The organism is Gemmatimonadota bacterium (assembly GCA_041390105.1).
GTDB lineage: Bacteria > Gemmatimonadota > Gemmatimonadetes > Longimicrobiales > Gaopeijiaceae > JAGQIF01.
Genome location: JAWKQO010000002.1, coordinates 504,108 through 525,543, shown reverse-complemented (window position 1 = coordinate 525,543; position 21,436 = coordinate 504,108). Strand labels below are relative to the sequence as shown.

The window sequence follows — 21,436 nt, the reverse complement described above, 5'->3', positions numbered from 1 at the left end:
TGTGGGGAGATCTTCGAAAGAGGAGGTCCAGAGCCTCCCACCGGGCCCTGGAGGCCCGGCGGGAGTCGGTCAATCAGGCTCTGGCCGGGGGCTACGGCAGCCCGGGAGGCGGCACGCGCCGCTTGGTGGCCTGCTCGAACGCGTAGGCAAGCTCCAGCAGCCGGGGCTCACTGCACGCGGTGCCCGCGAAGCTTACGCCGAACGGAGAAGGCCGCATGTCGAACCCGTCCGGCAGGGGCGGATCCATCTCCGCCTGCACCAGGGCGAAGGGGACGATCACCGTCGGATAGCCGGGCTTTGCGGAGATCCCGGCTCCCCCGGACCCGGGGAAGAGGAGAGCATCCAGCTCGTGCGCCGCCATGACCTCGTCGATTCCGTGCTCCCCGTTGAGCCGCAGGTCACGGGCCCGGTCCTCCTCGTAGCGCGGCCGGTCCTTCTCGAGGTCCAAGTCGTCGGACGTGTCCAGGTTGGCCTGACCGTACTTGAGCGTGCCCAGCCGCTCGTGCGCGAGGTTCCACTCGCGCAGCTCGGTGAGCGTCTTGACGGGCGCCGACGCGCCGAGCGACGCCAGCCATGCGTTGAAATCACGCTTCATCCCGTAGTGCAGCACCACGCTGCGCGCGCCCGGGCCCATGAGGTTGTTCTCGGGATCCGGATCCAACACGCTCGGGATATCGGCAGGATCGACAACGGTGGCGCCCTGCTGCCGAAGGATCGCGATCGCCTCGTCCATGGCGGCGCGACGCTCGCCAGTCATCCCGCCCCGCCAGCGGTCGGAGCCCGGCACCTGGACCGAATCGTAGTAGAGCGCCCGGGGAATACCGATGCGTGCGCCTTGCAGACCGTTCGGGTTCAGGAATGCCGTGTAGTCGCGGTTGGCGGGTGGCTCACAACGCGATGTCGCGGGATCGTTGGGGTCCGGCGCAGCACCTTCGAGCGCGCCCAGCAGGATCGCGGCGTCGGTGACGGTCTTCGCCATGGGGCCCGCCGTATCCTGATCGCCGGTGATCGGGATCACGCCCCAACGACTCACGCGCCCCACGGTCGGCTTCACCGCCGCCAGCATGTTGGAGTTCGACGGCGACAGGATCGAGCCCGACGTCTCGGTCCCTACATTCGCCGCCCAGAAGTTCGCAGCCGTCCCGATGCCGGAGCTCGAGCCGCCGGTTCCCATCACGGGGCGCCCGTCGTAGCGGTCATCGCGCGGGTCCCTGCGCGGATCGTAGGGATTCAGGCCATAGCCGCCCTTGGAGCTGTAGTTTCCCGGCATGCCGTTGGCGATGAAGTTGGCCAGCTCCGTCATGACCGTCTTGGCGATGATGACGGCACCGGCTTCCCGCAGGTTCGTGGTGAGCGTCGCTTCGTAGGGCGGCACGAACCCTTCGAAGGCCAACGCGCCGCCCGTCGTCGGCATGTCGGTGGTGTGGACGTTGTCCTTGAGCGCGATCGGGATGCCGTGCAGCGGACCCCGCACGCTCCCGGCCGCCCGCTCCTGGTCCAGACGATCGGCCTCTGCCAGCGCGTGCTCATTGACGGCGATGGTCGCGTTGATGCGCTCCTCGTACAGCGCGATGCGCTGCAGGTAGGCCTCGACGAGCTGCCGCGACGTGACCCGACCCTCCGCCATGGCCTGCTGCATCTCGGGGATGGTGGCTTCCACCACGTCGAAAGGCTCGGGGGCGCGGGCAGCCTGCGTGCAGGCTCCCAGCAGGCACACGATGGGTGCAACGAACCTGCGGGCGCGAAGCTGCGGGCGCGCAGTCATGGATTCGGTCTCCGGAGGCCGGGAACGGACGACGGCCACCGGCCGCCGCTGGGAGCGCCCAACATGCGGCGGCCACCCCCAGCCTGCCAGATCTCCCGCCGGGCGGAGCTCTGTGGGTGCTCCCTACGCCCGCAGGGGGCGGGCGGCGGCAAAGGGATTCTCCCCAGCCATGAAGCGCCTGGAGCCGTCGGGGCGCTCCAAAGCGCAGGCCAGTGCGCTATGGAGCTCGTAGATCCGACCGTCGAGGCCCGCCTGCTCCAAGGCGCTACGGAGGCCCTGCTCCACACCTGCCGCCACCGTCTCGGCGTGCCGCAGCCAGAGCGGTACCCGGCCGCCCGGGACGCCGCCATCCAGGCCGAGGCGATCGGCGGTCGCCGCAGCGTGCAGGGGCCGACAGTTCAAAGGTCGAGTCGGATACGCGATGCACATGCAGTCACCACTCTGCAGGGCACACGGCGGCACAACCGCGGCTGGGTCCCCTTTCGCGAGCAGCGCGGCGATCTCGCGGGAGCGCCGCTGCACAGCCGCCAACTCGGAGGCGGAGAGATCCTCCCGCAGGTGCTCCGCCAGCGCGAGCGCTTCGATCCCCGTGACGCCGATGGTCCCCTGACCTTCGCGGGGGCACGCCACCGGTCGGGCCCGGTCGCGCGCCCGCACCCTGGGCAGCATGGCACGAGTGGCACCGTCGTGCAGCGCCGTGATGATGGTCCTCGGCGTGGACGCTCCGGGCTCGCCCTCCAATGCCCGTCGCACGGCGCCGCGAGCACGCCGGGACGCCCAGTACACGAGCTCGGCACCACGGGCAAACGGAGGCAGCCACTGCCGCGCCTCTCGCTCGCGCTCGGAAGCGACGCGGTCCGCTCCCCCACGGGTTGCGTCGAAGAACATGACGATGATCAGAGCCATGACCGCGGCCCCGAAGGCACCGAGAAGCAGGAAGACGATGCCGATCATGGTTGGTCCCCTTCCCGCGCTCGAGGGGGCCGGGCGCGGGGGTGAAGCGGGTCATCGTCTTCCAAAGTAGTCGGGCGCAGCGGCCCCACGGCGTAGGGACCATTCTGCCTTCGTTGTGGTGGGACCCCCTACGGACCGGAACCCCGGAAACGGCCCCGCTTCCATGGCAGCGCCCGCGCGCGTTTGCGCAGTGGGGGAACGAAGCGCAGGGACTGGCTCCAACCACGATCCATCGGCCCACCCCCGAGGGTGGCCACCACGCGTGGTAGGTCGCTCCTTCCGGTGCCGACTCCCGTCGGATGACAGGTGCCTTCGTCTGCTGTTCACCTTGGCCGGTCCCCGCTCGTGCCTGCGCTCATAGGCCTGAGCGTCGCGCCGTCCCCGGGGGCCCGGTGGACGTGCCCCCGCCCGGGCAGGCCCGACCCACTGCGGGCCCCGTTCCAGGGAGCTCGATCGCATGTCCTGCACCCCGCTCTCCATCACCCCGGGGCTGTTCCTGACCGCTTCGATCTGGGAGAACACGCCCTCCAAGACGTTCGACGGCAAGTCGCTGACACTGACCACCACCGGAGGCAGTCCCGGCCTGTCGGTCCAGCAGGGCGGCAACAACATCTTCCACCCACAACTCGCCAACCGCACGCTGCGCTATCGAGTGCTGGGCAACAAGTTCCTCGTGATTCTGGACAGCGAAACCACGAGCCCCAGCACACGCAGCGTCTCGCTCGTCGACTTCACCAAGAGTCCTTGGACCGAGGTCAATATCCTGACGGTCCTCACGAGCTCGACCGCGGTCGCACCCCCCATCGTGAACGAGAGCCAGGGCAACGGGGCTGTGTTCCTCGCGTTTGGGCAGGACGGCACCAATCACACCAGCGTGGCGATCCATCGCAGCGACACCGGTGCCACGCTTTGCTCGCTGGGCTCCCCCATCGTCCCCACGGGGCAGACCGCCGGAGAGGCCACAGCCACGCAGCTGATCATCCATTTCTCGACCGGTGGCACCAGCCACACGCAGGCCTGTGCGCTTCCGGCCGGGAACTGTCAGGTCACACCGTCACTGCAGTCCTTCGCGGACGTGGCCGTGGGTGGCTGTCCGTTCACGCCGGAAACCAAACAGTTCACGATCAAGAACACCGGCGACGACTGCCTTACGATCAGCGCCATCGCCAACGCGGCACCGTTTTCCGTGCAATCCACCTCGACGCCACTGCCAGCGACTCTGGCCAAGAACGAGACCATGACGGTCACGGTGGCGTTCAACCCGACCACGGTCGGGAACTGGAACACGCAGGACCTGATGATCACCCGGTCCCCCGCGAACGGGGCGGATCGACTCCAGTGCAAGGGCAAAGCGGTCGCGGCCCAGGCGAAGGTGACGTTCAGCGCCACGTCCTTCAACTTCGGCAAGCACCCGGTCGGCACGCCCGCACCCGGCAAGACGCTCTCCATCACCAACACAGGGAGCCTACCCCTCTCGGTCAGCGTGCCGGTGCTCAGCGCGTCGGGATTCACCTGCGCCGGGTTCAACGGCACGCTGAACTGTGGGCAGGCGCAGACCATCGCCCTCGGATTCACACCCCCCGCAGAGGGGCCCCAGACGGCCACACTCAGCGTCGTGAGCGGCGCCCCCGGCAGCCCGCACACCATCACGTTGAACGGAGAGGGCTGTGTCGCCAACGCGGAGATCGCCGTACCCCCCTCGGCTCCCATCGACTTCCTGCAAGTGGAGCAAGGCTTCCGTACAGTGCGCTTCATCGAGGTCAGCAACCCCGGTGACGGCCCGCTCCAGTTCACCGGGACGATCTCTGGCGCGGACGCCGCCCTGTTCGGGCTCCCCGACCCTCAGGGCTCGATCACGAACGCCCCCGGGACCCGCGTCTACGACGTGCTGCCCGTCTCGCCCTGCGGGCCCGGTGCGGCTGGAAGCGGGAAGACGGTGGTCGCCGTCTCGTTCGTGGCAGCCGACACGCCTCGGGTCGCCACCGCCAGCCTGACCCTGTCTGGAAGCAACGCGACCAACGTTCCGGTGGGCCAGACCTGGGTCTTTCCGCTGACCGCGGAGATCACGCCGCCGGTGGCGTTGGATGTGGCGGTGGTGGTCGACCACTCCGGCAGCATGAACGATCCGCTCGGATCCCGCGTGAAGATGGAGGCAGCCGTCTCGGCCACGCAGCTCTTCGTGGAGCTGCTGCGTCCCGATCTGGACGACCGGGGAGCCATCGTGCGCTTCAACCACCTTCCCGACGTCCCCACGCCGATGACGCCGATCACCACGACCGGCGTGCCCACCCAGAACCAGATCCTTCAGTCGGTACCCGCCAATCTCCCGCCCGCGCAAGGGAACACGGCCATCGCGGCCGGGGCGATCACCGGCGCTCGTGAGGTACTCAAGCCGCGCGCCACCACGCCTGCCAACCTGAAGCGTGCCGTGGTCGTCCTGAGCGACGGAATCGAAAACACGGGCTTCGAGGACCCCTCAGGCAGCGGAAACTGGTTCAGCATCCTGGGGGGCAACATGCTGCAGCCCCTACCGGCCAGCGGGAACGTCAGCACGTCGCCGGTGGTCAAGCCGGGGAACGTCGACTTCTACTCCATCGGACTCGGTCGGGACACGGACATCGACGCGGCCCAGCTCGAGGCTTTGGCAGGGAGCGCCAACCACTATCTGCACGTCAATCAAGATCTGACCGGCGCGAAATACTTCGAGCTGGAGAAGTACTACACGCAGATCTTCATGGACATCGTGGGTACGTCCTCTGTGGCCGACCCGATGTTCTGGATCGCTCCTGGTCAGAAGCACGAGATCGAGTTCGACGTGTTGCGCGGTGACGTCGACGCGCTGGTGGTGCTCTACGACTTCAAGGGAATGCGACTTCCCTTCTTCTGCGTCTCACCTGCCGGTGAGGTCATCGACCCTGGTGCGATACCGGCCGGATATCAGTTGAGAGCGGGATCGACGAGTCAAGCGCGCATCGTCGAATTCAAGATGCCGCTGAAGGAGCCCGATCGGTACGCCGGCCGCTGGCGGGTCATGGTCGAACACCCGGGGATGGTCTGTCGCGGAACGCCCAGCCAGAAGGCCAGGGGCCTCGGCTTCCTGCCGCGCGACTGCGGCGAGTACAAGGACCCGCTGCTCTACGGCATCGCCATCGGCGTCGGGAGCAACTTCCGCATGATGCCCTACGTGACTCCGGGACCGGTCTACGTAGGTGATCCCATCCAACTGACGGCGGTCGTGACGGAGGCCGGCTTACCGGTGACCGGCTGCACGGTCTCCGTAGAGACCACGGCCCCAGGTGGCGCGACCTGGACGCAAGGTCTGCACGACGACGGCGCTCATGCCGACGGGTCGGCGGACGACGGCGACTACGGGAGCTCGTTCACACACACCGTTCAGCCGGGAACGTACCACTTCCGCTTCCGCGCCACCGGCTATAGCCGGGACGGCGAACCCGTGGTGCGCGAGGCGTTCCGCGACAAGGCCGTGCTCCCTCGCACCAGCACGCCACCGGGTGGCGGAGGGGGGTCGGGCGGCTTCGAACGTTGCTGCAAGGAGCTGTTGGAGGAGCTGCGTCAGCAGCACCGGCTCCTGAAACGGTTGATCGAGCGCTGATTGAATCAGCGACGGGTCGGGGCCACCGCGACGGTGGCCCCGCTCACCTTCCAAAGGAGAACAAAATGTTGAGACGTCTGGGGATCCGTTGGTGGGTCCAGATGATCACGTGCATCGCGTGTACGGCCGCGGCCGCGCTGACGCTGGCTTTCCCGGCCTGGGTCGAGAGCACGTTCGACCTCGCGCCGGACGGAGGAAGCGGTGCGTTCGAGGTTCTGCTGCTCGTGGGCTTCGCGGGTGTGGCCGTCGCCTTGGCGGTCGCGGCCCATGGAGAAGCCCGGAAACGTCTCTCACTCACAGCCTAGCGCTGCAGGAGGCAATGATGGCAACGCGTGGAGGTGGTGGACAGGACAAGGGAGGTGGGCGGAAGCCTCCGAAGAAGAAGGAGCCCGCTCCCGAGGGCCAGGAGCGGCCGACCCTCGGCAACCCGGACGCGGATCCGGTGCGACTCCACCGGGAGTACGTCGAGCGCCATACCGGAGGGGGAGCGCCACCCACAGGCGATGCGTACCAGCGTGCGCTCGAGCAGTGGCATCAGCTTCCGGGCGCGGTCCGGAGGCCTGCCACCGAGATCGGATCGCAGGAGTCCGGCGGCACTCCCGATGACGAGGCGACGTCTGGTACGGAGCGGCCGCGAGACGACGAGGAGGTGCAGCCATGAGCCTCGTCGGAACGATTTGGGCTCCCATCGGGCCCAGCCCCATCGCACAGGGTGGGCGTCAGGACAACGGACTCACCACCGCCATCGCCATCCACCCGAATGACGGCAGCATTCTCTACCAGGGTACGGCCGGAGGGGGGATCTGGCGCAGCCGGGACGGTGGCTCCACATGGACGCCCCTGTTCGATCGGCAGATCGCCCTCGGCATCGGTGAACCGGGTGCCATCGCCATCGACCCCAACGACACCAGCATCCTCTATATCGGGACCAGCGCCCGCGTCACGCCGCAAGCCCAGGCCGGGCTGTACAAGTCCACGGACGGCGGCGCTTCCTGCGTGCGGCTCGGCTCAGGCTACCCGTCCGGCAACGTCGGCAACGCCAACCAGTTCTTCAATCAGTTCATCAACGTCATCCGGGTGGACCCGGCCAATTCCCAGGTGGTCTACCTGGCATCGAGCAGCGGTGTGTTCCGCTCCACCGATGGTGGGTTGAACTGGACGCTCGGAACCGGCAGCAGCGGAGACGCGCGGTCGCTGGTGCTCGACACCACTTCCCCGGTAGCTGCACGCATCCTCTATGCGGGAGTCACGGGAGGCGGGGTGATCCGCTCTACCGACGGCGGTCGTAACTGGACGCGCATCCTGGGCGCGACCACCCCGGCCGTGGTCACGGCCGTCGGCGCTACGCCGGGTGCGAGCTTCAGCAAGGTGATCGTGGATCTGGCTCCGCCCACGTCGCCACCCAACGCAGCGGGCGTACAGGTGCTGTACGCGGCGCTCTCCGGCCGCGGAGGCGCGCCCGATCCGGTCGGCCTCTTCGTGAGCACCGACCAGGGAACCACGTGGACGCAGCAGACGGCCACCGGCATGCCGGGCAACACGCAGGGTGGCTATAGCTTCCACATGGCTGTCGACCCGGCCTCCCCGGGAGACGGTGTCAACGACACGGTCTACGTGGGGTGTGTGGGGCAGGCTCGTTCGACGGATGCCGGGCAGAACTTCACGACCTTGAACGGCATGCACGCCGACACCCACGCCTGGGCGTTCTTCCCCCAGCCCAGCCCGACACCCACCACGATCTACTGCGGGAACGACGGAGGGGTGTTCCGTTCGACGGACGGCGGGACCACGTGGACGCCCCTCAACAGCGGCAGCCTGCAGACCGCGCTGTTCTACAACCTCGACATCAAGCCCGACGCCGGTGCGTCAGTCTCGCTGGGGGCCCTTCAGGACAACGGCATCCAAACCACGACCGGGGCCACGAGCCCCGGGTGGAACAGCCCGCAGGGCGGCGACGGTTGGGACGCGGTGTTCGACGGTGTAACGGCTGGACGGGCGTACGGCACCAGTGGTTTCTGGAGCCCCGCGCCCTGCACGCGGGTGTTCCGCTCGGACGACGACGGCGCCAGCTGGCCTTTCGCCAACGAGATCACACCGTGGGGCACCACCAGCGATCAGGGCTGCTATCTCGCGTCCCTCGCGGCAGACCCCAGCGCCGCCGGCCGAATCTACGTGAGCGGGAACCAGAATCTGTGGCAGACCCAGGACGCCGGAGCCAACTGGCGCAATCTCGGTGCGTTCCCCGGCCGTCCCGCCGTGGCGCCCACCAACGGCAACAACGTGGTCGTGGCATCCGGGAGCCAGGTCTTTCTCTCGACCAACGCGTTGGCACCCACGGTGGGGGCGCCCAGTGGCGTCACCTTCAACAACATCACGCGCAACCTGCCCGCGCGGAGCGTCCAGCGCGTAGCGTTCGACCCGTCCGACCCCACCGTGATCTATTGCGTGCTGGGTGGCTTCAACGGGGGAGCGGGCCAACGGGGCCACGTCTTCCGCACCACGGTAAGCGGGACCGCTTGGCAGGACATCTCGCCAACCCTGGACGTGCCGTTCGGCGGTCTGGCGTTGGACGGCTCCGACACGCCGACCACGATCTACGTCGGAACCGATCTGGGTGTCCTGCGGTCGGTGGATCTCGGCACCACCTGGACGGTGCTCGACGACATCCACTTCCCGCGTGCGCCCGTCACCGACCTGGTGCTCTCCCGCCAGGGCGGCATCCTGCGCGCCGCTACCTACGGACGAGGAGTCTTCGAGTTTCGCCGGCCGAAAGGCCCGGCGATCGCAGTGAACCTCGAGGGCGGGCTGGGCTTCGGGACGGTCTGTTCGGGTCCCGAGCACCGCACGCTGCAGATCTTCAACGTCGGCGTCGAGAACCTGATCATCACCAGCGTCCAACGGCTGATGGGTTCCACCGGCTTCCGCGTGCTTCCGTCGCCCGGCACGCCCCTGATCCTGGCTCCCGGAGAAGAGATCGACTTCACGGTCGAGTTCGTTCCCACCACGCCCGGCCTCCCCGAGGCGGCAACCCTGCGGATCAACACCAACGATCCCGGTGCCCCGACCGTCGACCTGATGGCAACGGGCGTAGGCGGTGTCCCTTCGTTGGAGACCATCGTTCCCGATCGTGGGGACTTCGGTGCGGTCTGCATGGGCGCGTTCGTCGATCGCGATCTCATCGTCAACAATCGGGGAAGCTGTCCGCTTCGGATCACGGGCATCATCTCATCGTCTCCGGCGTTCATCGCGCCCCGGGTCTCGTTCTTCCCGCTGGAGGTGGCACCCGGCGGGTCCATCGAGCTGCCTGTCCGCTTCCAGCCCCAGGTGCTCGGAGGCGCTGCAGCAACGCTCACGCTGTTCAGCAACGACCCCTCGAGCCCGGAGTCGGTGCGTCTGACCGGCAACGCGCCGCCTCCGCGCCTAGCCATCTCGATGGCAGACGCCGGTTCCTTTGGAGACGTATGCGTCGGCTCATTCCGCGACGAGCCACTGCTGCTCAGCAACAGCGGCACCTGTCCCTTGACGGTGACCGGCATCACGTCCACGTCCACGGAGTTCATCCCACCGGGCGTGAGCGCCTACCCGCTACGCGTGGCACCGGGGGACGCCGTGTGCGTCCAGATCCGCTTCCAACCGGTCAGCTTTGGACCGAAGTCGGCGGTGCTGACGGTAACCAGCGATGACCCCACGGGGCCCCGGACGATCGCGGTGTCGGGATTCGCACCGAGCGGCACCCTGGCTCTATCGGGTTCGGGCCACTTCGGCCCCGTGGACTTCGGGCGCCGCGCAGAGCGCACGATCTCGATCTGCAACGTCGGGAAGTGCGACCTGAAGGTGCATCGGGTAGCATTCTTGCCCGACTGTTGGAAGCCCGGCTGTCACGACCCCGACACCTGCGATGACGGATGCGGGTGCGGAGGGCAGCACGGAAGCGGCCACGCTCACGAGCGGTCCGACCAGTGCTGCGGCACGTTCAAGATCGTGAGCAACCCCTTCCCGGCGGTGATCCGACCGGGATCGTGCCTGCCGGTCCTGATCCGCTTCACGCCGAACTGTTCGGGGCCACAGTGCTGTGAGCTCAGGATCGAGACCGACGATCCCGAGGCTCCGGAGACGATCGTGTACGTGACCGGGTCGTTGCACCGAACGCTGCGATCGGCGCTCAAGTGCTGGGCGGCCGACGAGATCCAGGAGCTCTGGAAGGCCGGGAAGCACCGCTGAGGAGGCCCCTCCCTCCTCCGGGCCCGCCCCGCGGCGAGTCGACTAGCTCGGCTCGCCGTAGGGCGTGTCCGGAAAGCGGAGCGTCCTGGTCGTGTCTCGTTCGAAGGCATCGAGGCGCAGGAGAAAGGATCCGACCCCCGCGGCGCCCTGCATGTAGCCCGTCTGAGCCACGAGGTTCTCCGGCTCCGTGCGATTCTCCGCTTGGATCCACCGGAGTCCGTCATCCGTATTCGATGAGGCACGCGCCAGCGTATCGGCGACGACGCGCTCGACCATCCGCCGGCTTTCCGGGGTGGGCGCGAACGTGGCCAGGTCCAGCATGTATTCGCCGACGCCGACGTTGCCACAGCACTGACTGATGTTCTCCCAGAAGCCCGGCGTGCGTGTCTCGGGCACACCGCTCGCGAACAGCCCGCGGGTCAGCCGGTCCGTCCATTCTCCCCAACGCGCGTCGCCCGTGACGCGTTGCAGGCGGGTGAAGAGGCGGACGGTTCCGGGAGGTCCGTGGCACCAGCTCAAGTAGTACAGGTCCTCGCCACCGTCCTCATGGTGGAAGATGAGCGTCCGGTCCCCCTCCCGCGTGGCGATCGCGTCGAGGTAGCGGGCGCCCTGCAAGGCCGCCTCCAGGAATCGCGTCTCACCGGTCCGCTCGTACAGCGTTGCCAGCGCATAGGCGACGCCGGCGGTTCCGTGGGAGAAGTTCGGGTAGTTGCGTCGGAACTCCCGCGCGGGATACCACATCGTCCCGCCTTGGGCGGGCTCTCCGGCCGCGATCAGCCCGTGGCCGGCCTGCACGGCCAGCGCCAGGTGGGCGGCGTCGCCCCAGCGTCGGTGCGCTTCCAGGAGCAGCAACGCCACACCGGAGTTTCCGGAGATGATGTCGTACGAGCCGTTCCACTCCACCGCCTCCCCCTGCCGCCGGGCTCTTCGCGCCAACTCGTCCAACAGCGTGCGGGCGCGCGCGACGTCTTCCGGCGCACCCGTCAGGTCGGAGAGGGTCATGAACGTGAAGGCGAGGCCCGCGAGCCCCGAATACAGCCCGGTATCCAGCTCCGTCTCCGGACTCCGACTCGCGTGCCAGAGATGGGCAGCCCCCTGCCCGGCGGCGTCGCGCCAACGGTCATCTCCGGTGGCCCGGGCCAGCTCGGCCAGGAACACCACCACGCCGGGCATGCCGTTGTAGAGGTCGAAGCTCACCGACTCCGGCCGTAGCGGGTCGGCCGGCCAGGCGGCGCCGTACTCGGTGGCGCGACGGCTGGACTCGATCCAGTCCGCGGCTCGGACCGCTAGGTCGAGGTAGCGACGTTCGCGGGCGGGCCCGACGCGGAGCTCCGCCCCCAACGTCCCGGGAACGGCGACCGTCAAGGCGGCCAGCGCGGTTTGCTCCAACCATTCACGGCGTGTGGGCATGCGCACCTCCGCTCGAGGAATTCGACAAGGGCCGCCGTGCTGCCCAGACGATGGGCTGTCCGACGAAGACGGCGTGTCCCACCAATTGGATCAGCCAGCGCTTCGTCGCAGCGAGCGGGTTGCCGGTGAACACCGGAATCACGACACCCGACATGACCAGCCAGATCAGCGGCCCCAAGACGGCGCCCACCGCGAGCGTGCCGCGCGTCGTGGCCAGCAGGCGGCGCAACCACGCCGAGCGTGTTTCGAGCGCGATGAACACCAGAGACCAGGTGAAGGCCACGAGGAAGTGCATGGTCAGGCCGATCAGCGCGCCTCGGGCACCGGCTTCCATCATCTCCGGGCCGAATACGGTGGCCGCAACGCCCCGGAACACACTGAAGGGCGGCCGGCCGTAGAAGGCCGTGAGCACGAGGGCCCAGGTGCCATCCACCAACCCCAGGAGGAGGCCGGTTCGGACGAGCCTGGTCAGGAAGGAAGGCGGCATGGCGGATTCCACTGGGACGTGACAACGGCCCCCCTCGTCTGCGTACCCGGGGCGCCTGCTCCAGGATCTCGCGACCCGGCGTCGCCGTCAAACCGGCTGGGCGCCTACCTCCAGATGCCGAGGACCGCGATGGTGGACAGGGCTTGGGCCAGTGCGGTGACCACACCGTAGATCTTGGCGCCTCGGGCGGCGCTGCCGCCACTCTCCTCGAGTTGGTCGAGCATCTCGTTGGCACGCTCGCTCAGGCGCTCCGTTCGCACCACGATGCTGTCGAAGCGCACGCCGTGTCGGTCGCCCGCGATCCGGGTGAACACCGTCTTGCTGCCGTCGCGCAGCTCATCGGACAGTGCCCGCACATTGGCGATGGTCCGGTCCACGCTCTCGGCTTGCTCCTGGTTGAGAAACAGGGCCGCCCCCAGCGGCGCGTCGGGATTGGCGCTCACCGAGGACTCCACCGTGGTGAGCACGGAGTCGATGTGCGTCAGCGCGCTTTCCAGCGTCTCGAGTTGCCGCTGCCCCAGGATCAGCCGACCTGCGAGCTGGTCTCCACCGCGGTCGGCAACGGCACCCAGGGTATCGGCGAGACGGCGCGCCCCCAGCACCGCTCCTCGCATCTCGGCCAGGGAGCCGTTGAGATCGTCGATGATGCGCTCGTAGCGATTCTGGGGTGGCGCATCGGCCTTGGCCGGAGAGCTGAGGTAGTCCATGGCGTCGCTCAGGAACGCCAGGACGTCGGCCCCCTCCTGCGGAGAGAACTCCCGGACGCCCTCACGCTCGGCCACCAGCTGCGTGCTCGAGTACGACGGCACCAGACGCACTCGCGGCGGACCGGACGTCCCGATTCCGATGCTGGACCCCACCGCGACCGCGGTCCCGACTCCCAGCGCCGCGTCCAACCTCGACACCTCGGGCGACAAGCCCGCTGCGGCGGAGACCTGCGCGAAGGCGGAGGCGTCGACGAAGCCTTGGATCCGCGTGTAGCGCCCGACGTCCGACCACTGCAACCGCACCGGACCGAACGTGAGGGCGGTCCCCGGTCGCACTTCCCCGGATGGCACCCCCTCTGCCCTTCCCGGACCGTCCACGGCCCACACGCCCTCGCCCGAGCGCCGCAGCTCCCAGCGTTCCTCCCCACCCTCCAGCACCACCGACTCCGGGGACTGGTAGCGTAGGGTCAACGCACCGGAGCCGACCTCGGCCACGGGATCCCGCGCGCTCAGCGTCAGGGACTGGCGCTCGCCCAGCGGTCCAGGACGCTCCACCGAAACCTGCAGGGCCGCCAGGCCCGGCTCCACGGCCGCGATGCGCCCGACACACTGCTCGTAGAACTGGACGCGCGTGTCGGCGCGCAACTCCACGATCCCCGACACATAGGCGACGAACGGGAGGTCCGCATCCGAGCATCGTGCGCGCGCGACCACCGTGAGCCAGACGATCGCTCCGATCGCCACCAACACGATCACCAGCCCGAAGAGCTGGTTGAGACGCAGCGAGTCCCGTCCGGCGCCCTCCGCCCGACCGGCCACAGCTTCCTCCGGTCCGCTCATCGGGCCATCCACAGTGCGGCGGTGATGACCGTGCAGAGGGTGGTCGAGAGCACCGTGCTCTCCCACGCAGCGTCCTGGAGCTCGGAACGCCTCGGGTCAGAAGGTCGACGCTCGGCGGCTTCCACGCCGATCGCGCACGAGACGAACGCGACGATTCCCCCGAACAGCATGGACCTCCAGGAGCCCGTGACCACCGAGTCCAGGAACGCGGTGTAGTAGTCGACCGCCAGCGCCGAGTGCAGGGACGAGCCGTCGAACGTGTATCCGATCATGAGAAAGTATTGTCCGATCACGAAGAAGAGCGCGGTGGTGAGCGGAACCGAAACCAGGTGGGGCAAGACCTGCGCGTTCAGCTCAGCGGGCGGACCATACGGATCGGCGAGGCGATGCGTGAGCGGACGGATGGCAAGCTTGAGCGAGAGGGGGGCGCCGCTGCGCGCGGCCACCAGGACGGCCAGCCCGAGGGGGAGCCCCCCCGCGATGAAGATCGGCAAGAACGCCGACTCGAAGAGCGGTCGGATCACGCCCAGCTCATCCGCCACCGTGCGCAGTCCGAGTCCCAGGACCGTCCCCAGCAGCAGCACGTCCAACCCACCGCGCGTCAGCGTCCTGAAGATCTGACCCAGCGTCAGCCGGAGGACAAGCAGCACGCCGCGTCGCGACCCGATCTCCGCCAGACCCGTGCCCGCTGCTCGGAGCAGACGGAGCCCGAAGCTGACCAGCACGCCCAGATTGGTCACCCACACCTGGCCGGTCCGCTCGAGTGTCGCTGCGATCATCGCCGACCGTGCAAGAGGGGAACGTGCTCCCTATCGGAAGGGATCTGCGACGCGCCGAACCTACCCCCGCGCGCAGGGGCTCGCCAGAACGGCCACGCGCCCCCCGGCACGCGCAGCGGCGGGCCGTGGCGGATCAACGCTCGGGCTCCCGACTTGACGTGTTCGGCCCCTCGACGCTCATTCTGGAGGGGCGCACCCCGTCCGGTTCCCCGCGCCCGCCGGCCTCGCAGCCACACGCCACCGAGGGCACGCCATGCCGTCCCGCAGCTTCTACGTCTTCCTGGGTCTCCTCGCGCTGGCCGGTGCCGGCTGGTTGGCCTATTCCGTGACCCGGGCTCCGAGCGGCGCCACCGTCTCCGCGATGCCGCTCGAAGACCTGGGCGATGCGCAGGCGCTCCTGGATGCAGCCCAAGGAGTCGATGGCGGCAGCCCCGACGCACCGGTCCATGTGATGGTGTTCAGCGATTTCACCTGCCCGTCCTGCAAGCACTTCAACGAGGTGGTGGAGCCGCGGCTCCAGAGCGAGCTCATCGCCACGGGAAAGGTGCGCTACACCTACCACGACTATCCGCTCGACCCCCTGGCCCGGGAAGGCAATTCCCACCGACATGGGCTGCTGGCCGCCCGCGCCGCCCGCTGCGTCGCCGAGCAGGGCCGGTTCTGGGAGTTCCACGATCTGCTCTTCGAGCGGCAGCAGCAGTGGTCCTTCGATCGCCGTCCACCGTTCGAGCGCCTGGAGCAATACGCGGCCGAGGTGGGCGCGCAGGTCGAGCCCTTCCGTGCCTGCCTGGACGGCGACGCGCACACGCAGGTGATCATGGCCAACCGCATGCTCGGCGACAGCCTGCACATCACGGGCACCCCCACCACCTACGTGGAGGGTCGCGTGCTCGATCCCTGGGACAGCTACGACGCCCTGGTGGCGCTGGTCGAGGAGGCGCTGGCCCGCCGTTGAGGTCGGGCTGCGTCGGTCGGGCTGCGCCCGGCGGGGGACTCCGCTGGGTGCGTTGTCCCCCCGCCGGAGCGCGCCTACCTTGAGCGCCCCACCCGTTTCGGTCGGCTTTCGATCACGCAGGAGGCGCGCATGAGCGAGGTCAAGCTCACCGTCAATGGCCGAGTCCATACGCTGGACGTCGACCCCTCCACTCCGCTGCTCTACGTGCTCCGCAACGACCTGGGGCTCCGCGGCCCCCGCTTCGGATGTGGGCTCGGGCAATGCGGAACCTGCACCGTGTTGGTCGACGGTCGACCCACCCGCTCATGCAGCCGTGCGCTGTCGTCCATCCGCGGTGAGGTCACCACTCTGGAGGGGCTGTCGCAGGACGGGCGCCTCCATCCGTTGCAGCAGGCCTGGATCGATGAGCAGGTGCCACAGTGCGGCTACTGCCAGAACGGTCAGATCATGACGGCCAAGGCGCTGCTGGACCGCAATCCCGAGCCCACGGACGAGGACATCCGCCAGGGGATGAACGGTGTGCTCTGCCGCTGCATGACCTACTACCGCATCCAATCCGCGGTCCGCAGGGCTGCCGCCGTCATGGCGGCGGATGGTGCCAGCGGCCGCGGTGGCTCTGGGCCGGAGCGCCCGCAGGAGGTCCGGTGATGGGCTCTTTCCCGGAGCGCGCCGAAGCGCTGGCCCGTGCGCTGGGGCCCTGGCAGGGGAGCACCTCGCGCCGCGATTTCTTGAAGGCCTCAGGCCTGTTCGTGTTGAGCTTCAGCGGAGGCGGTGCGCTGCGGCCCACCCCCGCGGCCAGGGGCGGGCGCGGCGGCGCTGCCGCCGGCCCCTACCCCGACCCGGACTACCTGCAGCTCGACTCCTGGCTGGTCGTGCACGAGGACGGCTCGGCCACGTTCTACGTCGGCAAGACCGATGGCGGCCAAGGTACGGGGACCGCATTCCGTCAACTCATGTGCGACGAGCTGGACATCGCCTACGACCGGACCACGCTGGTGATGGGGCGAACCGACCTGACCGTCGATCAGGGCGGGTCGGGAGGGTCCGACGCCATCGAGCGCGATGCGGTGCCGGCGCGACGCGTCGCCGCGGAAGCTCGACGCGTGCTGCTCGAGCTCGCGGCCGAGCACTTCCAGGTCACGACGGAGCAACTCTCGGTGCGTGAGGGCGTGATCTGGCTGACTCGCGAGCCCGCTCGGCGCGTCACCTACGGGGAACTCGTGGGCGCGCGTCGCTTCGACGTGGCGCTCCGCGGCGACAACGTGAATGAGACCACGGGTCAGGCACCGCTCAAAGCGGTCCAGGACCTCAGGCTCACCGGTCAATCGATTCCACGCTACGACATCCCCGCCAAGGTCGACGGCTCCCTGCAATGGGCCGTCGACGTGCGCCTACCGGGCATGGTGCACGCGCGCCATGTGCGCCCTCCCGCGGCTGGTGCCAGCGTAATCGCCATCGACGAATCCTCGGTGCGCGACCTCCCTGGCTTCCTGCGGGTGATTCATCGCGGGAACTACATCGCGGTCCTCTGCGAACGGGAGGAGCAAGCGATCGAGGCGGCGGGCCGTCTCGACGTGACGTGGAGCGTTCCCGCCGGGGCGCCCTTCCCTTCCTCCGAGGACCTCTTCAGCTACCTGCGCCGCACTTCTCCGGAGCCCGGACGCCCGCCGCGCGCAGTCGGTGATCCGGACGGAGCACTGGCCGCCGCGGCCACGGTGATCGAGGCCTCCTACGACGTTCCGTTTCAAGGGCATACCGCCATCGGCCCCGCACACGGTCTGGCCGATCCCTCGGACGGCCAGCTGACGATCTATACGAACGACATGAAGCCCTACAGCCTGCGCACGGGAGTGGCGGACTTCCTGGGGCTGCCCCGCGACCAGGTGCGGGTCATCTGGATGGATGGACCGCAGCTCTACGGACGAACGGCCGCGGACGATGCCGGGTTCGAAGCCGCCTATCTGGCCCACGAGATGGGCCGCCCGGTACGCGTGCAGTGGAGCCGCGAGGAGGAGACCGCCTGGGATACCAAGGGTCCCGCGTTCGCCTTCGATCTGCGCGGGGGGTTGGACGCCTCCGGGAAGCTGGTAGCTCTCGACTACCGTGCGCGTGTCGCGGACTACGCGCATGTGGGCTACAACGAGCCGGACACGGTGCTCATTGCACAGCTGATGGGCATCCGCCCCGCGCGGCCGTCCCCGGGCGGGGCGTCTCCTCCGGACGAATCCTATCACATTCCCAGCCGGCGCCAGGACACGGCCGTGGTGCGGTTCCCGTTGGCCTTCGAGACACCCCTGCGCACGGGCAACCTGCGCGACCCGGGCGGCCCCCAGGTCACCTTCGCCGGAGAGTCGTTCATCGACGAGCTGGCCGCTGCGGCGGGTCGGGACCCGGTCGAGTTCCGCCTGGACCTGCTGCGCGCCAGCAGCGACGACGACGAGGCGTTCCTTCGTACGAGAGCGATCGCGGTCATTGAAGCAGCGGCCCGCGAGTACGGATGGACCGCGCGTCCCTCGGTGCAGCAGATCGGAAGCGAACGGATCCTCACGGGTCGGGGCATCGCGTATGCGCACCGCGCCCGCACCGTGGTCGCGGAAATCGCGGAGGTGGACGTGGATCGCGAGACCGGAGCCGTCCGTGTACGGCGCATGGTCTGCGCGCACGACTGCGGGTTGGTGGTCAATCCGGACGGCGTGCGCAGCGCCATCCAGGGGAACCTCCTGCATGGCCTCAGCCGCACTCTGTTCGAGGAGGTCCGGTTCGACACGGAAAAGGTGACCAGCGTGGACTGGCGCACCCACCCGACCCTGCGCCACCAGGATGCGCCCGAGCGCATCGACATCGTATTGGTAAACGGGGACCCGAACCCGGCCCGCCCCGATCTGCCCGCCTACGGAGCGGGGGAACCCTCCCATCGACCCGTGGGCGCTGCGGTGGCCAACGCGATCTTCGACGCGACCGGCGTACGCCTACGCCGGCTTCCCCTGCGACCGGAGCGCGTGAAAGCGGCGTTGGAGGCTGCGGGGCTGTAGGAGGCGGCTTCCTGCCTCAGCGCGCATGCCAGGCGGCCAGCACCTCGCGCTCGCGTTCCGCGGGTAATCCTGCTCGCATGGTTCCGTTGCGCTCGTCACTGCGCGACAGGTAGTAGGCGAGGGTGGCACGCGCCGTCTCGCCCAGCGAACGGTAGGTGAGCCCGGCCGCGCGAGCCCGCTCGACGCTGACGCGCATGAACGCGGCGCTCTCGTCCGTGACCGGCACCCACACGGGCATGTGGGACCAGCCCCGCACCTCCTGCACCGCCAGGAAGTCCTGCTCCACCCAGGTGAACCTCGCGTCGGAGCCGAGGGCCGCGCGGATGCCCTCCAGCATCTCGCGCATGGAGCGCGGTTCCTCCGGTCCGGTCGCGTTGAACACGCCCACCGTGCCCTGTTCGGCCATGCGGATCGTCCAGTGCGCGAGGTCACGGGCATCGATGATCTGCGTGGCGTCGTCGGGGGTGCCCGGTGCCAACACCTCCCCTCCACGATGGATGCGCGCGGGCCAATAGGTGAACCGATCCGTCTCGTCGCCGGGGCCTACGATCAGGCCGGGCCGGATGATGGTGGCCCGGCCTGGGAACCAATACCCCGTTTCCCGTTCCGACAGCGCCTTGAGCGCCCCATAGAAGCGCCCCGACTCCTCCACCGGCAGCGTGAACGGGTCCGCCTCTCCGTCGTAGACAGCGACCGGTGTCGTTTCGTCCATGCCCGGTCGGCTGTTGTCGGCGTAGACGGAGATGGTGCTGATGAAGATGTACTGTTCACAGGCATCCTTGAGCAGCTCACCCGACAACCGCACCCAGTTGGGAAGCGTGGTGGGGTTGTCGATCACGACATCCCAGGTGCGCCCCTTCAACGACTCCAGGTCTCCGTTGCGATCGCCCACCAGGTGTTCGACGGATTCGGGCAGATCGGCCTGTCGGCGTCCCCGATTGAACACCGTGACCGTGTGCCCTCGCTCCACGGCATACCGGACCTGGTGCGGACCTGTGAACCCAGTGCCACCCAGGATCAACAGACGAAGCTTGCGGGCGGGTGCGTCCGCACGTGGGCCGCGCCCGGCAGGGGCCGTCTCTGCGGACAGGGGCACGCCCAGTCCCACAGCTCCTGCGGCGGCTGCGGTCGTGTACAGAAAGCCTCTGCGGGTCGTGCTCATCGGTTGCTCCCAACGGATCGAGTCGTAGGTGTCGCCCAGGGCTGAGGTCCGGCGATTCGAGCGGGCCTTCCCACGCTAGCCGGCAGCCTGGTGGGCCAGCGCCGCGCGCTCCACGTCCCGCTTCGCCCGGCCCAGCAGCACGCCGTTGGCTGCCCAGGCCAGGGCGGCGCCGGCTCCGAGCAGCGCGATTCCCGACGGGCTCATCCCGGCTCCGCTCAGCGCGGAATCCACCTGGGCCACGAGCGCATCGCCGCCGCGGTAGACGGGGACGTCGATGGCGTTCTTCGCCTTGTACTTCGTCTCGGTGTCCACGCGGCTGAAGAGCATTTCCCTGCCCGGGCGCACGAACGAGTACTCCCCCACCCGCCGTGTGATCATCACGGCCGCCAACACGGCGAACGTCTGGGAGCCGGCCAGGAACAAGAAGCCCGCCATGACCGCGAGCGGCACGGCCGTCAGCAACGCTCCAATTCCGAACTTGGACGCGATCCTCCCGGTGAATACGATCTGTGCGAGGAAAGTGAGGCTCTGCACCGTGAAATCGAGCTGGCCGAACACGCGCGTGCGCACGGCCGTGTCCGCGAAGGTCTCGGACACGATGCGGAGCTGGGCGAAGTAGAGGAAGGTGTTGGCGGTGGCAGCCAACACCACGAACAGCGCGATGCCCAGCAGATACGGTGATTTCAGGATCAGGCTGAATCCTGCGAACGGGTTGCCACCCAAAGGGACGTCCTGAGGAGGCTTCACGGAACCGGGCTCGCCATCGCTCCTGGACCAGATCCCCAGCAGAATGCGCTGAAACACGATGGCACCCGTGAAGAGCGTTGCTCCGATGAACAGGATGGAGGCATTGCCCACCCGCTCCACGATGAGGCTGGTCAGCAGAGGCCCGGCCAGCGCGCCGGCCGTTCCCCCGGCGGCGATCACACCGAACAGACGCTTCGTCTGATCCATGTCGAAGAGCTCGAGCAGGAAGCTCCAGAACACGGAGACCACGAACAGGTTGAGTACGCTGATGAACACGAAGAAGAACTGCGCCGCGACCACGCTGTCACCGGCCGCGCGGAGAACGAATCCCACGCCCGCCAGCGCCACGGCCACGAACCCGTAGATCCAGGGGAGAAAGGCGCCTCGACGGAAGCGGGCACACAGCCATCCGTAGGCGGGGACGATGGCCAGCGACGCGATCCAGGTCGCGATATACAGGTCCGCCGTCCGCTCCGGACCCAGGATGGTCCCCACGGTCTCGCGCACCGGGCGCACCGAGAAGTACCCGGACATGACGCAGAAGAACAGCAGGAAGGCCGTCACCACCGCCGCGGTCTCGCCTGGCTCGATGGTCGCGCCCCGCTGCAGCAGCCGCGTCAGCGGCGAGGGTGGTGCGTTGGACGGGGGTCGGGTGTGCATGGCTCTCGTGCTCCGGTCGGCGGGCGGCGTGGGCTCGACGATACCCTGTCGGCCAGGCGGGCGACAGAGACGCTGCCGAGACCATCCGGACCCTGCGGCCCGGC

Annotated in this window: 15 protein-coding genes; 7 read left to right on the top strand and 8 right to left on the bottom strand. The window is 68.6% G+C overall.

All coding sequences use genetic code 11. The features are described from left to right. Positions 1-91: 91 nt before the first annotated feature. Together R3E10_11605 and R3E10_11600 are read right to left on the bottom strand one after the other, a co-directional pair. Positions 92-1,765 (bottom strand): amidase family protein, encoded by a 1,674-nt coding sequence (locus R3E10_11605; GenBank protein ID MEZ4416381.1) that lies wholly within the window; start codon positions 1,763-1,765, stop codon positions 92-94. 123 nt (positions 1,766-1,888) lie between these two features. Further along, positions 1,889-2,719, bottom strand: coding sequence for a hypothetical protein (locus R3E10_11600; GenBank protein ID MEZ4416380.1), 831 nt, complete (start codon positions 2,717-2,719; stop codon positions 1,889-1,891). Between the two features lie 457 nt (positions 2,720-3,176). Here R3E10_11600 and R3E10_11595 point away from each other — a divergent pair, with 457 nt between their 5' ends. The 4 genes from R3E10_11595 (at position 3,177) to R3E10_11580 (ending at position 10,553) form a co-directional block, all read left to right on the top strand. Continuing rightward, entirely contained in the window at positions 3,177-6,332 is a 3,156-nt protein-coding gene (locus tag R3E10_11595) for a choice-of-anchor D domain-containing protein (protein ID MEZ4416379.1), read from the top strand. Positions 6,333-6,397: 65 nt separating this feature from the next. Then, on the top strand, positions 6,398-6,637 hold the full coding sequence (locus R3E10_11590; protein MEZ4416378.1) for a hypothetical protein: 240 nt from the start codon (positions 6,398-6,400) through the stop codon (positions 6,635-6,637). 14 nt (positions 6,638-6,651) lie between these two features. Continuing rightward, positions 6,652-6,993 (top strand): hypothetical protein, encoded by a 342-nt coding sequence (locus tag R3E10_11585; protein MEZ4416377.1) that lies wholly within the window; start codon positions 6,652-6,654, stop codon positions 6,991-6,993. After that, positions 6,990-10,553 (top strand): choice-of-anchor D domain-containing protein, encoded by a 3,564-nt coding sequence (locus R3E10_11580; GenBank protein ID MEZ4416376.1) that lies wholly within the window; start codon positions 6,990-6,992, stop codon positions 10,551-10,553. The genes R3E10_11585 and R3E10_11580 overlap by 4 nt, the downstream gene beginning before the upstream one ends. 42 nt (positions 10,554-10,595) lie before the next feature. Here the strand turns inward: R3E10_11580 and R3E10_11575 are convergent, their stop codons facing one another. The 4 genes from R3E10_11575 to R3E10_11560 form a co-directional block, all read right to left on the bottom strand. Continuing rightward, on the bottom strand, positions 10,596-11,963 hold the full coding sequence (locus R3E10_11575) for a lanthionine synthetase LanC family protein (GenBank protein ID MEZ4416375.1): 1,368 nt from the start codon (positions 11,961-11,963) through the stop codon (positions 10,596-10,598). After that, positions 11,947-12,450 (bottom strand): hypothetical protein, encoded by a 504-nt coding sequence (locus R3E10_11570; GenBank protein ID MEZ4416374.1) that lies wholly within the window; start codon positions 12,448-12,450, stop codon positions 11,947-11,949. Before R3E10_11570 ends, R3E10_11575 begins: the two co-directional genes overlap by 17 nt. A gap of 104 nt (positions 12,451-12,554) precedes the next feature. Then, positions 12,555-13,997, bottom strand: a complete 1,443-nt coding sequence (locus tag R3E10_11565) for a hypothetical protein (GenBank protein ID MEZ4416373.1) — start codon at positions 13,995-13,997, stop codon at positions 12,555-12,557. After that, positions 13,994-14,776: a hypothetical protein gene (locus R3E10_11560; GenBank protein MEZ4416372.1), complete on the bottom strand. Its 783-nt coding sequence runs from the start codon at positions 14,774-14,776 to the stop codon at positions 13,994-13,996. The genes R3E10_11565 and R3E10_11560 overlap by 4 nt, the downstream gene beginning before the upstream one ends. Before the next feature lie 253 nt (positions 14,777-15,029). Between R3E10_11560 and R3E10_11555 the strand changes: the two genes are divergently transcribed. The 3 genes from R3E10_11555 to R3E10_11545 all read left to right on the top strand — a co-directional run bounded on the left by R3E10_11555 (position 15,030) and on the right by R3E10_11545 (position 18,763). Further along, positions 15,030-15,731, top strand: coding sequence for a DsbA family protein (locus tag R3E10_11555; GenBank protein MEZ4416371.1), 702 nt, complete (start codon positions 15,030-15,032; stop codon positions 15,729-15,731). Positions 15,732-15,860: 129 nt separating this feature from the next. Continuing rightward, entirely contained in the window at positions 15,861-16,379 is a 519-nt protein-coding gene (locus tag R3E10_11550) for a (2Fe-2S)-binding protein (GenBank protein ID MEZ4416370.1), read from the top strand. Continuing rightward, complete coding sequence (locus R3E10_11545; protein MEZ4416369.1) at positions 16,379-18,763, top strand: molybdopterin cofactor-binding domain-containing protein; 2,385 nt, start codon at positions 16,379-16,381, stop codon at positions 18,761-18,763. Before R3E10_11550 ends, R3E10_11545 begins: the two co-directional genes overlap by 1 nt. A 16-nt stretch (positions 18,764-18,779) precedes the next feature. Here the strand turns inward: R3E10_11545 and R3E10_11540 are convergent, their stop codons facing one another. Then, positions 18,780-19,925, bottom strand: coding sequence for an NAD-dependent epimerase/dehydratase family protein (locus tag R3E10_11540; GenBank protein ID MEZ4416368.1), 1,146 nt, complete (start codon positions 19,923-19,925; stop codon positions 18,780-18,782). A 75-nt stretch (positions 19,926-20,000) separates the two neighbouring features. Next, on the bottom strand, positions 20,001-21,332 hold the full coding sequence (locus R3E10_11535; GenBank protein ID MEZ4416367.1) for an MFS transporter: 1,332 nt from the start codon (positions 21,330-21,332) through the stop codon (positions 20,001-20,003). Between the last annotated feature and the right edge of the window lie 104 nt (positions 21,333-21,436).